At 59.7% G+C, this 13,381-nt stretch carries 15 protein-coding genes; 6 read left to right on the forward strand and 9 right to left on the reverse strand.

Annotated elements, in window-relative coordinates; translation table 11 throughout:
• Nucleotides 1–171 precede the first annotated feature (171 nt).
• Nucleotides 172–891, forward strand: a complete 720-nt coding sequence (locus MRBLRC7O_RS08595; RefSeq protein ID WP_060725086.1) for an AzlC family ABC transporter permease — start codon at nucleotides 172–174, stop codon at nucleotides 889–891.
• Nucleotides 888–1,202 carry an AzlD family protein gene (locus MRBLRC7O_RS08600; protein WP_065655824.1) on the forward strand — a complete coding sequence of 105 codons (315 nt, stop codon included), beginning with the start codon at nucleotides 888–890 and terminating at the stop codon, nucleotides 1,200–1,202. Before MRBLRC7O_RS08595 ends, MRBLRC7O_RS08600 begins: the two co-directional genes overlap by 4 nt.
• Here MRBLRC7O_RS08600 and MRBLRC7O_RS08605 read toward each other — a convergent pair.
• A complete protein-coding gene (locus tag MRBLRC7O_RS08605) occupies nucleotides 1,199–3,040 on the reverse strand; it encodes an aminopeptidase P family protein (protein ID WP_080866285.1) in 1,842 nt (613 codons plus the stop codon). The two genes, MRBLRC7O_RS08600 and MRBLRC7O_RS08605, sit on opposite strands and share 4 nt — an antisense overlap.
• Before the next feature lie 293 nt (nucleotides 3,041–3,333).
• Here MRBLRC7O_RS08605 and MRBLRC7O_RS08610 point away from each other — a divergent pair, with 293 nt between their 5' ends.
• Complete coding sequence (locus MRBLRC7O_RS08610; protein ID WP_003522343.1) at nucleotides 3,334–3,507, forward strand: hypothetical protein; 174 nt, start codon at nucleotides 3,334–3,336, stop codon at nucleotides 3,505–3,507.
• A 149-nt stretch (nucleotides 3,508–3,656) separates the two neighbouring features.
• On the opposite strand, the gene MRBLRC7O_RS08615 is transcribed toward MRBLRC7O_RS08610, so the two are convergent.
• The 3 genes from MRBLRC7O_RS08615 to MRBLRC7O_RS08625 form a co-directional block, all read right to left on the reverse strand.
• Nucleotides 3,657–4,535: a 50S ribosomal protein L11 methyltransferase gene (locus MRBLRC7O_RS08615; protein ID WP_004430796.1), complete on the reverse strand. Its 879-nt coding sequence runs from the start codon at nucleotides 4,533–4,535 to the stop codon at nucleotides 3,657–3,659.
• An 80-nt stretch (nucleotides 4,536–4,615) separates the two neighbouring features.
• Nucleotides 4,616–5,224, reverse strand: a complete 609-nt coding sequence (gene sco / locus MRBLRC7O_RS08620) for a cytochrome oxidase assembly protein Sco (RefSeq protein ID WP_004430794.1) — start codon at nucleotides 5,222–5,224, stop codon at nucleotides 4,616–4,618.
• Nucleotides 5,225–5,362: 138 nt separating this feature from the next.
• Nucleotides 5,363–5,659: a hypothetical protein gene (locus tag MRBLRC7O_RS08625; RefSeq protein WP_223564867.1), complete on the reverse strand. Its 297-nt coding sequence runs from the start codon at nucleotides 5,657–5,659 to the stop codon at nucleotides 5,363–5,365.
• An 87-nt stretch (nucleotides 5,660–5,746) separates the two neighbouring features.
• Between MRBLRC7O_RS08625 and MRBLRC7O_RS08630 the strand changes: the two genes are divergently transcribed.
• On the forward strand, nucleotides 5,747–6,214 hold the full coding sequence (locus tag MRBLRC7O_RS08630) for a chemotaxis protein CheW (RefSeq protein WP_004430791.1): 468 nt from the start codon (nucleotides 5,747–5,749) through the stop codon (nucleotides 6,212–6,214).
• Between the two features lie 35 nt (nucleotides 6,215–6,249).
• Here MRBLRC7O_RS08630 and MRBLRC7O_RS08635 read toward each other — a convergent pair whose 3' ends face one another.
• From MRBLRC7O_RS08635 to gcvA, 3 genes are read right to left on the reverse strand one after another with little or no spacing between them, the layout of a single operon-like run.
• On the reverse strand, nucleotides 6,250–6,741 hold the full coding sequence (locus MRBLRC7O_RS08635) for a CreA family protein (protein ID WP_020809653.1): 492 nt from the start codon (nucleotides 6,739–6,741) through the stop codon (nucleotides 6,250–6,252).
• A 46-nt stretch (nucleotides 6,742–6,787) separates the two neighbouring features.
• The gene (locus tag MRBLRC7O_RS08640) at nucleotides 6,788–7,396 is read right to left on the reverse strand and encodes a 3'-5' exonuclease (protein WP_004430786.1); all 609 of its coding nucleotides are present in this window, start codon (nucleotides 7,394–7,396) and stop codon (nucleotides 6,788–6,790) included.
• A 43-nt stretch (nucleotides 7,397–7,439) separates the two neighbouring features.
• Complete coding sequence (gene gcvA / locus MRBLRC7O_RS08645) at nucleotides 7,440–8,342, reverse strand: transcriptional regulator GcvA (protein ID WP_020809655.1); 903 nt, start codon at nucleotides 8,340–8,342, stop codon at nucleotides 7,440–7,442.
• A 197-nt stretch (nucleotides 8,343–8,539) separates the two neighbouring features.
• On the opposite strand from gcvA, the gene MRBLRC7O_RS08650 reads away from it, so the two are divergent.
• Both MRBLRC7O_RS08650 and MRBLRC7O_RS08655 read left to right on the forward strand, forming a co-directional pair.
• Nucleotides 8,540–9,469, forward strand: a complete 930-nt coding sequence (locus MRBLRC7O_RS08650; RefSeq protein ID WP_060725254.1) for a DMT family transporter — start codon at nucleotides 8,540–8,542, stop codon at nucleotides 9,467–9,469.
• Between the two features lie 180 nt (nucleotides 9,470–9,649).
• A complete protein-coding gene (locus MRBLRC7O_RS08655) occupies nucleotides 9,650–10,183 on the forward strand; it encodes a GNAT family N-acetyltransferase (RefSeq protein WP_004430779.1) in 534 nt (177 codons plus the stop codon).
• 6 nt (nucleotides 10,184–10,189) lie between these two features.
• On the opposite strand, the gene MRBLRC7O_RS08660 is transcribed toward MRBLRC7O_RS08655, so the two are convergent.
• Nucleotides 10,190–11,083, reverse strand: coding sequence for an aminoglycoside phosphotransferase family protein (locus MRBLRC7O_RS08660; RefSeq protein ID WP_080866286.1), 894 nt, complete (start codon nucleotides 11,081–11,083; stop codon nucleotides 10,190–10,192).
• 64 nt (nucleotides 11,084–11,147) lie between these two features.
• Complete coding sequence (ligA, locus tag MRBLRC7O_RS08665; RefSeq protein WP_080866287.1) at nucleotides 11,148–13,322, reverse strand: NAD-dependent DNA ligase LigA; 2,175 nt, start codon at nucleotides 13,320–13,322, stop codon at nucleotides 11,148–11,150.
• Nucleotides 13,323–13,381 lie beyond the last annotated feature (59 nt).

Raw genomic sequence — 13,381 nt, forward strand, 5'->3', positions numbered from 1 at the left:
CATCGTCTGACTGTTGAGGTGCACGAGAAGACGGCGGTGAAGCCGGCCCGGCACCGGCCATATGGGGCGATACCGTAACGGAAGCTTCAAGTTAATCAATCGATCCATTCATGCAATTCGTTTGCCAGCCGGACGGGACGGCGATAGAGCGGCGGCAAGGAGTTTCCAGACATGTTCAATGCAGATTTTCGCGAGGGATTGAAGAGCGGTTTCCCGATCGCCCTCTCCGCCGCCCCCTTCGGTGCGCTGTTCGGCGCCGTCGCAGTCGATAACGGGCTGAGCGTCACCGAAGCCACGATCATGAGCGGCACCGTCTATGCGGGTGCAAGCCAGCTCGTTGGTATCGAACTGTTCGGCCAGAAGGTTGCCCCCTGGCTGATCGTTCTTTCCGTCTTCGCCGTCAATTTTCGCCATATCCTCTATTCGGCCGCCATTGCCCGGATGATCTCGAACTGGTCATTCCTGCAGAAGGCTGCTGGTTTCTTCGTGCTGGTTGATCCGCAATTCGCCGAGTCGGTCAGGAAATACGAGAATACCGGCACGGTCGGCTTTTCCTGGTACATGGGCTTTGCCGCGCCCGTTTATGTGCTGTGGCTGGCCATGACCATTCTCGGCGCATCGCTCGGCAATATGGTCGGCGATCCGAAAGCCATTGGCCTCGATGTGCTGCTGCCGATCTATTTCATGGGCATGGTGCTGAGCTTCCGTCAGCGGGAGAATTTCTACCCTGTCATGCTGGCAAGCGCGGTTGGCGCAACGGTTGCCTATCACATCGTCGGCTCCCCGTGGCATGTGAGCCTCGGCGCGGTCGCCGGAATTCTCGTCGCGGTCCTTTATCCGCCGAAACCGAACGGCGCATCGAATTCTGAAAACGGGGTGGAAACGCCATGAGCGACATGCTGCACACCGATACGCTGATCCTGATCGCGCTCGCCGCCATCGCCACCTACCTCACCCGCATCGGCGGTTATGTGCTGATGACGCGGATGAAATCCATCCCGCCACGCATGGAAGCGGGATTGAACGCCGTTCCGGTCGCGGTTTTGACCACGCTCGTCGCACCCGCCTTTTTTGAAGGCGGATACGAGGTCAAGATCGGCATGGTGGCCGCCCTGCTGGTCTGCCTGCGGTTTCCCGGCCTCACGATGCTGGCCGTCGGCTGGGCCATCGTCATCGCCATCAGGCATTTCGGGCTGCTTTAAGCGACCCGCTCCAATGGCCTCGTGGCGGCAACGAGCCACGTCTTAACCTCCTCGTCGGTGATCAAGGGAGAAAGCTTCTCCAGAACCCCGGCGTGATAGGTGTTCAACCAGTCGAGTTCTTCGTCGGTCAGGAGAGCGGTGACCACCAGCCTGCGGTCGATGGGGCACCATGTCAGCGTCTCGAAGGAGAACATCGGCTGGTCGCCGCCGGAGACCTCTTCCGCCTCGCGCACATAGATGAGGTTCTCGATGCGGATGCCAAAAGCGCCGGGCCGGTAATAGCCCGGCTCGTTCGACAGGATCATGCCGGACAGCAGTTCCTGCGTCGAAAGCCTTGAGATACGCTGCGGCCCCTCATGCACCGAAAGATAAGAGCCGACGCCGTGGCCGGTGCCATGGGCGTAATCCGCTCCCGCTTTCCAGAGCGCGATGCGCGCCAGCGGGTCGAGATCGCAACCACGCGTTCCCTTGGGAAACCGTGCGGTGCTGATGCCGATCATGCCTTTCAGCACCAGTGTGAAGAAACGCTTCTGCTCCTCCGGAACGGCGCCGATCGCAATCGTGCGGGTGATGTCAGTGGTGCCGTTGACATATTGCGCACCGGAATCGACGAGGAACATCTCCCCATCCGCAAGTGTGCGGTCCGTATCTGTCGTGACGCGATAATGGATGATGGCGGCATGTTCGCCGGCACCTGAAATCGTGTCGAAAGATACGTCCTTGAGCGGGTTTTGCAGCCCCTGCCCCACCTTGACCCGAGCGGCCTCGAGCGCCCTGACGGCGGCAATTTCGGTGACGCTGCCGGGCTGCTGGCGGTCCAGCCAGCAGAGATATTCGACCATGGCCGCCCCATCCTGCACATGAGCGGCTGCCGAGCCGGCCAGTTCCGCCTTGTTCTTGCGCGCGCGCGGCAAGCGGACAGGATCAGCCTCCTCGATCAGGGTGCCGCCCGCCGCGGTGATCGCGCCGGTCAGCGCCACCGGCGTCAGATCGGCATCCACCATGACGCGACCTTTAGTGCTGGCAATGGCGTGCAGGCGGTCGGCGATTTTCGAAGGCGGCAATTGTGTCGCGAGCTGCGCCAGATAAGCCTCGGTCTCAATGCCGGTCTTCCGCTTGTCGAGAAAAATATCCGCCCTGCCATCCGCATAGATGATGGCGCGCGCGAGCGGATGCGGCGTATGCGGCACGTCATTGCCGCGAACGTTGAAAATCCAGGCAATGGACGACGGATCGGTAACCAGCAGGGCATCCGCGCCCTTTGCCGAGACCGTTTCCGCCAGCGAGGCGATCTTTTCCTTCGCCAGCTTGCCGGTAAAGGCCTCGGGCTGGATAACGACGGGCTCCAGCGGCTCGGATGGACGGTCCTGCCACAGGGCATCAAGCGGGTTCTTTTCGAGGAGAACGACCGAACCGCCTTTGCCGGCAAGCACCTTTTCCAGCCGCTTCAACTCCGCGCCGGTGTGCAGCCACGGATCGATGCCGAGCCGGAAACCCTGTGGGGCATGTTCGGCAAGCCAGACGGAGGGCGGCGCGCCAACCAGATCGCCGCCGCTGAAGATCGATTGATCGACCTGCGACTTGAGTTGCGTTGTGTAACGGCCATCGACAAAAGCCACCGCCTCCGCGTGCGTCACCAGCGCAATGCCGGCGGAACCGGTAAAGCCGGTCAGCCATGAGAGGCGCTCGGCGCACTCAGGCACATATTCTCCCTGATATTCATCGGCGCGCGGCACCAGAAAACCGTCGATGCCGAGGGCGTCGAAACTGGCGCGCAGCGCCTCGACACGGGCCTTGCCAAATTGCGGCGCGGATTTGTTTTCGAAGGTCTGGAACATGAGCGTCTTTCGGGAACTGTCATGAGAAAAACTGTATGATCGCGCCATCAAATCGTTGGCGCGGCACGACAATGCCATGCGGACAAAGCCGGTTTCAAGCCATATATGACAGAGCGGATTGCGGCGATAAATTGTGCATATTTTGCGAAATAAGTAATACTCAAGGCGATATGACATGCAAAATACGCATATCTACCCTGAGATATCTCCTCTAACCAAACAAAAACACATCGCTTATCTTCAGGGCAACACAGCGAGAGAGACACTCTCCTGGCAAACAAGGATTTGAAGCAATGGCAAAATCTTTCCTCCGTACCGCCTTCGATCGCGTCGTTGAAGCACGCGAGCGTCAGGTCAGCCGCCATGTCAACGCCGCCCTTCTGAACCTCGACGACAAGTCGCTCGAAGCGCTCGGCATGAACCGCGCCGATCTGCGTCGCAAGGCAAAGTCCAGCTACGTATTCTGATAGTGTCCGGTGCGGAGATCCTCCCTCCGCCGCGCCGAACAGGAATACGTCAACCCGCTTGAGCAAACTCCTCCCATCTGCTCGCGGGTTTCCAGGCGGCGCGAAAGCGCCGCCTTTTCTTTTACCCCGAAAGGGATGCTGCGGAAGCTTCAGTCCTTGCGCAGGTGCAGCGTCACCCAGCCATTACGCCAGATCGTGCGGACATGGGAAAGCCGCGCGCCATTATAGGCGGAAAGCACCTTCCAACGCTGTGACGCCAGAATGCCCGACAGGATGACGGTGCCCCCGGGCGCCAGATGCGTGACGAGCTGCGGCGCCATCTTGATGAGCGGCCGCGCCAGAATATTGGCAATGATGAGATCGAACGGGCCATGCTTGCGGAAAGCGTCCGAGTGGAAACCCGGCGCTGTCTCCAGCGCAAGCCCGGAGACGATACCGTTCAGCCGCACATTCTCCTTCGCCACCTTCACCGCGATGGGGTCGATGTCGGTTGCAAGCACGGGAATTGGACGCATCTTGCGTACAGCAATCGCCAGAACGCCGCTGCCGGTGCCGAGATCCAGCGCATTGCGCACCGTTCTCGCCCGCAGAACTTCCTCGATCATCTCAAGGCAGCCGGCCGTCGTGCCATGATGGCCCGTACCGAAAGCCTGCCCCGCCTCGATTTCGATTGCCAGATCGTTCGCCTGCACCTTATCGCGATCATGGGCGCCATACACGATGAAGCGCCCTGCCCTGACCGGCTTCAGCCCCTCGAGCGACTTGGCGATCCAGTCAACGTCAGGAACGGTCTCCTTCTCGATGACGAGACCGGGAAAGGCAGGAGCAAGCAGCGCGCTGACACGCTCGCGGAACTCTTCTTCCTGTTCAGCCATCAGATAGACTGAGGCTTCCCAGATATCGCGCTTTTCATCCACCTCGGTGGTGGCAATCGCGACATCCTCCTCGCCGAAATAGTCCGACATGAGATCGAGGATTTCACCCGCCTGGATTTCGGTCGTGGTGACGTAAAGTCGGATTTCGCTCACGGCGGGCTGCTTTCTCTGGCTAATAGTTCTGTGTCTGCCTTTGCCACAAAACCGCAGTCAGTCCAATAAGCCGCGCGTAATTAAACCTTCGTACCCTTCAGAAGATTCTGAAGTTTCTGCTCGGCGACATCGGGATTTTCACCATAGGCAATCGTCCCCGCAAAGCGGCCATTGGCATCGAGCAGGATGACGGACGCCGTGTGATCCATGGTGTAATCGCCATTCGGATCCTTCTCGTCCACCGGCACCTTCTTGGCATAGATGCGGTAGCCCTTCAGCGTCTCGGCAATCTTGTCGGCCGGGCCGGTGATGCCGGTGATCCGCTTCGAGACGTTGGAGACATATTGCTGCATGATCTCAGGCGTATCGCGCTCGGGATCGACGGAGACGAAATAGGCCTGCAGCTTGTCGCCGGCCGGGTCCACCTTCTCCATCCAGCCGTTCAGCTCGAACAGGGTTGTAGGGCAGACCTCCGGGCAATGGGTGAAACCGAAGAACAGCGCAGTAGGCTTGCCCTGAAAGGCTTTTTCGGTAATCGGCTGGCCGGTTTGCGCCGTCAGTTCGAACGGCACGCCATAGGCCGTCTCCACCATCTGCTCCCGGGTTTTCGTCATTTCGATCGTCAACCAGCTGACGACACCGGCGAGAACGAGCACGACAGCCCACAATACGATGCGAATATTTCTCATTTTCCAATCCTACCCCGAAAGCCGGCAGCATGTCGCAGGCCCTGGCAACAGATAACGAAAGGCGGTGGCGACGGCAAATCAACTGGGCGTATTTGAGCCGACCGCGCTGATTTGTCACAAATCCGCAGCGGAAAAACGTCAGAGGCACCAGGCGATGCCGCTCTGCACCGTAGACAGGAAAATATCCGTGCCGTGCCGCACCCAGCCGTCAAAGGCAAGAAGCACGATGGCAAGCGAGGCCACAGCCGCAAGACTTGCCAGAATAAACTTCAGCGGATGGGAAACGAGCGCGTTCATATGCCTATCATAACCTGTTTGCGTGGGCGCGAAAACCGCCAAAATACTGGGTTTTGCCGGCAGGCGCGGGGCAATTGTTAGGGAAAGTTTAAAATCTTGCTGTGCATTATGACCATAGCGGTTTTTAAGCCTCGACATGATGTCTCCCGGTCCATTCTCCGGCCACCGCATAAAGCTCAATCCTGCGCGGGCCTGTTAGAGAGCCATCAGAGGAAACCTGCCGTCATGTCCAACGCCATCAAGCAATCCGGCGCATATCTCGAAATCGTTTCCTTCCATCTGAGCGATCAGGAATTCTGCATCGACATCATGGCGATCCGCGAAATCCGCGGCTGGGCGCCGGTTACCCCGATGCCGCACACCCCGCCCTATGTTCTCGGCCTGATCAACCTGCGCGGCGCCGTCATTCCCGTCATCGACATGGCCGGCCGCCTTGGCATGAAAATGACCGAGCCCTCCGAACGCTCCGCCATCATCGTCACCGATATCGGCGGCAAGCTGGTCGGCCTTCTGGTGGAGCAGGTCTCCGACATGATGACCATCCGCTCCGAAGACCTGCAGCCCGCGCCCGACATCATTCCGGAAGAGCAGCGCAGCTTCTGCCGCGGCATCGTCGCGCTGGAAAAGAGCATGGTCTGCTTCCTCAACCTCGACACGGTCATTGCCGACGAGCTGGCGCGCGAAGCAGCCTGATCCAGGCATCTATAACGCAATTGCGGGGGCGAGCCTTACGGCTTGCCCTTTTGCCATGTGACCTGCTGGTTATAGAGCGGCACCGTGGAAATCGCCATCTTGGCCGAACCGTCAGTCAGCTCCCGTGCATGCACCAGATAGATAAGCGTGTCATTGGCCTTGTCATAGACGCGGCTGACGACCAGCTTCTTCCAGACCAGCGACATGCCTTGCCGGAATACTTCTTCCCCGCCCTTCGAGAGATCGATATCGCCGATCTCCACCGGCCCCGTCTGGCTGCAGGAAATGGCGTTGTTGGATGGGTCTTCAAACCAGTTGCCGTTCTTCAGCCGGTCGATGACGCCGCGCTCGAAATAGGTGACGTGGCAGGTCACGCCCTTGATCTTCGGATCGGCAATCGCCTCGATGACGATGTCGTTGCCGATCCAGTCGACGCCAACCTCACCCACGACCTGCGAATGCGCGGCAGTGACAGGAAGCAATGCCAGAAAGCCCGCAAACAAACCCGACAGAGTTTTCGTCGTCATCGCATCTTCTCCGTTACGCTGCTTCAAACATAAGTGCGCGGAACGGTTACGCAACCCGGGAGACGGCGCGTTTTTTCATGCTGCAGGGCTGGTAACCGGTGGAGGTGAGACGGCCTGCGACCATGCCGATCTTTTCCGGCAGGTCGCGAACATGGGTAACGCGCAGCGCCTTGGCCGCCGCAATCGACGCTGCCGCGCAGACAACGGCATCTTCGGCGGCATTATGGTGCACGAAACGCAGCTGGAGGTGATGGGCAATGACATTCAGCTTGTGCGATTCCAGCTGCGGCCAGACGTGCCGGGCGATCTTGACGCTGCACAGATAAGAAAGATCGGGATAGGACTGCCGGTACTTGTCGAACGACGCCCGCATGACGCTGAAATCGAAGGCGGCATTATGGGCGATCATCGTCGCACCGTGGAAGTCGTCGATGAACTCCTCCATCACCTCAGGGAATTCCGGCGCGTCCTCGACATCGGCAGGGCGAATCCCGTGTACGGCGATGTTGAAGGGCGAAAACCGCATGTCCTTCGGCCGGATGAGACGCTCCTCGACGCGAACGATCTCGCCGCCCTCTATCCACGCAAGCCCGACGGAGCAGGCGCTGCCCCGCTCCTCATTGGCGGTCTCGAAATCGATCGCGATGGTTTTCAAGAGTGATTCCCGTTGTTTCATTCCGGCATAAACCGGATTGGCCTCAAAGAGAACCGGCCTCGGCTGAACGCGCTTCCGAAAGCATCCAGTCGATGAGTGTGACCAGATCGGGATTATCGAGCATACGCCTGGGATAAACGAGGAAATAGGCAAGCGTGCTGGCCATGTCCTTGCCGAAGGGGGCGATCAATGCGCCTTCCGCAAGCTCGCGGGAAACGAGCGAACGCCGGGTCAGCGCAATGCCGTGCCCGGCCTTGGCCGCATCCAGCGCGCCGTTGCTGTCGATGAAGACGGTGCCGCCGGTGGCATCGACATCAGATGCCCCCGCCGCCTCCAGCCAGCGCCGCCATTCATTGCGGTTTTCATCATGCAGCAGCGGAACGGACTTCAGATCGCCCGCCTCCTGAAGCGGCCCGTATTTTTCAAGAAGCTGCGGCGAGCAGACCGGCAGCGTGCTGTCATCGATAAAGCGGATACTCTCAAGCCCTTCATACCGGCCAAAACCATGCCGCACCGCCAGATCGACGTCGTCCCTTGAAAAATCCACCAATCGGTTCGTCACGCTGATGCGGACATCCACATGCGGGTGTTGTTGCTGGAAGGCCGGCAATCGCGGCATCAGCCATTGCACGGCGAAAGTCGGGGTGCAGCTGAGCGTCAGAACGGTGATCTCAGATCGCGCCGTCAGTTCCGCCGTCGCCTCGCGCATCATCCGGAAGGCAGTGCGAAGCGCGCCGTAATAACGTTCCCCTTCACGCGTCAGCTGGATGCTGCGCGGTTTGCGGGAAAAAAGCTGCACACCAAGCCGCGCCTCCAGCTCCCGGATTTGCAGGCTAACCGCGCCGGGCGTGACATTCAGCTCATTGGAGGCAAGCGTGACGCTGCGATACCGCGCTGCGGCCTCGAAGGCCTGCAGTCCTTTCAGAGAAGGAAGTTCGGCTGCCATGATTTAGCTCACCTCAATTATCGCACGAGAAACAATCGTTTGAAAACACCATAAAACAGGGAGTAAATAGACGCAACAAGACCTGAAATGCAGTGAAAGCCATCCAACTTCGATTTGAGCTAAACTCAACCGATATCGGGTGGATGGCGGCGGTCCCGTCTGCGATCATGTCGGTGCTCATGCTTTGGGAGATGATGATGGCGATACAGAAACAGATGGATGCCCGCGAATGGGCGATGCTTGTCGCGCTTTCGCTCCTGTGGGGCGGATCGTTCTTTTTCATCGGTGTCGCGGTCAAGGAATTGCCGCCGGTCACCATCGTTACGCTGCGGGTCACCCTTGCCGCCACAGCGCTTCTAATCGTCTGCCGCATCATGGGCCTTCGCCTGCCGCGCGAAGGGGCGGTGTGGCGTGCGTTTTTCGGCATGGGCCTGCTGAATAACATCATTCCCTTCTGCCTGATTGTCTGGGGCCAGACCCATATTGCCAGCGGGCTTGCCTCGATCCTCAATGCCACGACGCCCCTCTTCACCGTCATCGTCGCGCACTTTCTGACCGCCGACGAGAAGATGACCGGCAACAAGCTCACTGGCGTGCTGATCGGCTTTGCCGGCGTGGCTACCATGATCGGCCCGGCCGCCTTTACCGGCTCATCTGGTCTCTGGGGCCAGATCGCCATTCTTGGCGCCGCCGTCTCCTATGCCTTTGCCGGCATTTTCGGCCGCCGCTTCAAGGCCATGGGCGTGCCGCCGCTGATGACCGCCACCGGCCAGATTTCCTCTTCAACACTGATGCTGATCCCGGCCGCCCTTCTCATCGATAAGCCTTGGACACTCGCCATGCCTAGCCTCGGCACCTGGGGCGCGCTGATCGGCATCGCCCTCCTGTCGACAGCGCTCGCTTACCTCATCTTCTTCCGTATTCTTGCCAGCGCCGGCGCCACCAACCTTGCCCTCGTCACTTTCCTCATCCCGGTCAGCGCCATCCTGCTCGGTTCGCTGCTGCTCGGCGAGCAACTGGAAATGAAGCACTTCGCCGGCATGGCAATGATCGCCGCCGGTCTTGCAGCGATTGACGGCAGGTTGCCGGCAAAACTCAGAAGCCTGCTGCGCAACGCCCCGGCTTGACAGAGCTACACGGCAAAAGCATTCTGCGCGCATGATCGCGAAACAGAACACCACCCGTCGCCATACCATCACCGGCCACCCGGCAGGGAAAGGTATGTCGTCGCTTTAAGCGATCCATTTCCACCCTGCCATTAGAGCAGGGTTCGCAAGCCTGCTCCCATACGCCCCAAGGAGACAGGCATGCAGAACGTGAAATTTGCCGATAATGAAGATGATCAGTTCCGGTTACGCGACATCCTCCTGCGCGCGCCGCGCCTGGATGATGCCGAAGCCCTGACCGAACTGTTCAACCTGCCGGGCGTCCGCCACGGCACGCTGCGGCAACCTTTCCAGTCTGTGGAAAAGACCAGAAAGGCAATGGAGAACCGCGGTCCGAACGATATTTCGATCATAGGCGAATGGCGCGGAAAGATCGTCGCCAATGGCGGGTTGTTTCGCAGGGCAGGACGACAGGCCCATATCGCCGACCTGGCGATCAGCGTTCACGACGATCTCGCGGGAAAAGGGGTGGGGTCGCACCTTCTTGGGGCGCTGATCGACACAGCGGATAACTGGCACGATATCCGCCGCATCGAGCTCAACGTCTTCACGGACAATCTCCCGGCAATCCGGCTCTACGAGAAATTCGGTTTCGAGCGCGAGGGCACCCTGCGCAACGATGCCTATCGTGATGGAAAATACGTCGATGCCCATGTGATGGCACGACTTCGATAGGCGCTTTCAGCGTAGAAGGTGATCCGCAAACACTTCCCGAATGGTCCGCCGCGACCATTCGGCCATTCTTTCGTTCCGCCCGCGCTCGGCATCCAGCACGATCAACGCCTTCCACAGCGCCCAGCCGCGCCCGCGCTGCCATGTGGCATCATCAAGCTCCAGCGCCTGACGAAAAACGGCACGGCTTTCGGCATTGAGCACATTCCAGGCGAGAATGAGATCGGAAGATGGATCGCCGACGCCGGAACTGCCAAAATCGATGACGGCTGAAAGGCGGCCGTTCTGCACCAGCAGATTGCCCTCGGCAATGTCGCCATGCACCCAGACACCCTGCCCCTGCCAGCGGCTGGAAAGCGCCAGCTGCCAGATCTCCATGGCCAGCGCATGATCCACCTCATCGGCAAGGCGTGCTGCCGAGGCCTGCGCCTCCCCGTCATAGACCGAGAGGGAGCCGCCGCGATGAAAGTTATGCGCGCCCGCGCGTGGGCCATCCGAAGCATCCACGCCGTGCAATGTTTTCAAAAACGCGGCAATATCAATAGCGACAGTCGAAAGATCGACGCGCTCCAGATGCCGTGCGAGAGGTTCGCCCTCAAGCCAGCGATAGACGGACCAGCAGAACGGATAGCCTTCTCCCGGCTGCCCCAGCGCCAATGGTGCAGGGATCGGAAAAGGCAGGAGCGGTGTAAGCGCCGGCAGCCACCGGTGCTCCTTTTCCACCTGCGCAACATAACGGGCGGCACTTGGCATGCGGATCAGCATGTCGCCACCAAGGCGAAAGCTGCGATTGTCCCAGCCGCTCAGTTCCACCGGCCGGACCTCGAGATCAGCCCATTGCGGAAACTGGTTGGTGACCAGCGCCCGGACCTGCTGTGTGGTGACGACGATGCGATCATCCATGCTGTGCTCTCCGTCTCAGGCGCAAAGCTTTAGCGGCAGAGGACAACATTGCCATGACGGCGCATCAGCCGCCGATCAGTGCCAGCCACTCGTCCTCGTCCATGGTCTGCACGCCCAGTTCCGTCGCCTTGGCAAGCTTGGAACCGGCTCCCGGTCCTGCGACCAGAATATCGGTCTTTTTCGAGACGGAACCCGCAACCTTGGCGCCGAGGCTTTCGGCCCGGGCCTTAGCCTCATCGCGGGTGAACTTTTCCAGCGAACCGGTAAACACAACCGTCTTGCCTGCCACCGGGCTGCCTTCGGTAGAGGGCTTTTCGGCCTCCTTCGGGCGAAGCTCCCGTATCAGACGGTCGATGACATCGAGATTGCGCGGTTCCTTGTAGAACTCGATGATGGCGCGGGCCACCACCTCGCCAATGCCGTCGATGCTGTTGAGTTCGGCCCAGGCATCGCTCGCCGGATCGGCCGCCGCCTTCATGCTCTCTTCGAAATGTTCGTAAGTGCCATAGGATCGCGCCAGAAGCTTCGCCGTGGTCTCGCCCACATGACGAATACCGAGCGCGAAGATCAGCCGGTGCAGATCGATCTCGCGGCGGGCGTCGATGGCATCGAACAGCTTCCTGACGCTGACCTTGCCGAAGCCGTCGATATTCTCGAGCTTGGTGAGGTGAGAGCCTTCCTGCCGCGCCTTCAGCGTGAAAATATCAGGCGCGGTCTTGATCGAGAGCGCCGGATCGTCGCTTTCGAAGAAGAAGTCTATCTGCTTGGTGCCGAGCCCTTCGATATCGAAGGCGTTGCGCGAGACGAAATGTTTCAGGTGCTCCACCGCCTGCGCCCGGCACACAAAACCGCCGGTGCAACGTGTGACCGAGTCGAGCTTGCCGGTCTTTTCATTGCGCTCCCGCACCGCATGGCTGCCGCAGACCGGACATTTCTCCGGAAAGGCATATTTCGCCGCCTCGGCCGGGCGCTTCTCCAACAGCACGTCCAGTACCTGCGGAATGACATCGCCGGCGCGTTGCACAATGACCGTGTCGCCAATGCGGATATCGTGATCCTCCGGGCGGATGCGCTCGCCGCTATTGCCGATACCTTCGATATAATCGGCATTATGCAGCGTCGCATTGGTGACAACGACACCGCCGACGGTGATCGGGGTGAGACGCGCGACCGGCGTCAAGGCGCCGGTACGTCCCACCTGAATTTCAATGTTCTCAACCGTCGTGAATGCCTGCTCGGCCGGGAATTTATGCGCGGTCGCCCAGCGCGGGCTGCGCGAGCGGAAGCCCAGTCTCTCCTGAAGGTCGAGCCGGTCGACCTTATAGACCACACCATCGATATCATAATCGAGATCGGGCCGCGCGACGCCGATTTCATTATAATGTTCAAGCAATTGCTGGGCGGAGGTGAATCGCTTCATCAGCGGATTGACCGGGAAGCCCCATTCCCTGAACTTCTCGACGATGCCGTATTGCGTATCGGCAATCCGCGTCGGCTGGCCGCCATTCGAAACCTCACCCAGGGCATAGGCAAAGAACCTGAGTTTGCGTTTCGCCGTCACATTGGCGTCGAGCTGGCGCAGGGAACCGGATGCCGTGTTGCGCGGGTTCACATAGGTCTGCTTGCCTTCCGCTTCCATAGTCGCATTGAGCGCCAGAAAGTCGCTCTTCGCCATATAGACCTCACCACGAACCTCCACCACATCGGGCGCGTCCGAAGACAGCTCGTTCGGGATTTCCTTGATGGTCCTGATATTGGCGGTGACGTTTTCGCCCGTCGTGCCGTCACCACGCGTCGCCGCGGTCTTCAGCCTGCGGTTCTCGTAGCGGATCGACATGGAAAGCCCGTCGATCTTCGGCTCGGCGGTAAAGGCGATGGAATCATCAGGCAGATGCCCGAGGAAGCGATAGACAGAACTCACGAAATCCCGCAGATCCTCTTCCGAAAACGTATTGTCGAGCGACAGCATCGGCCGCGCATGCACGATTGGCGCAAAGGTCGGAAGCGGCGCGAAGCCGACTTTCTTCGATGGGCTATCGGCCCGCACCAGCGCTGGAAAAGCCGTCTCGATGGCATCGTTGCGCCGCTTCAGCGCATCATAATCGGCGTCCGAAATCTCCGGCGCGTCCTTGCCGTGATAAAGGGCGTCATGGCGAGCAAGCTCGGCCGCCAGAAATGCGAGCTCGGAAGAGGCTTCAAGCTCGGTGAGGTTTTCGACGGATTTCTGGTCTTTCGACATGACGGCCTCTTTTCGGAATTACCGAACGCTTTTAGCCGAAATAACAAACATTAAAAACA

It is taken from the genome of Agrobacterium radiobacter, from assembly GCF_040801995.1.
GTDB lineage: Bacteria > Pseudomonadota > Alphaproteobacteria > Rhizobiales > Rhizobiaceae > Agrobacterium > Agrobacterium radiobacter.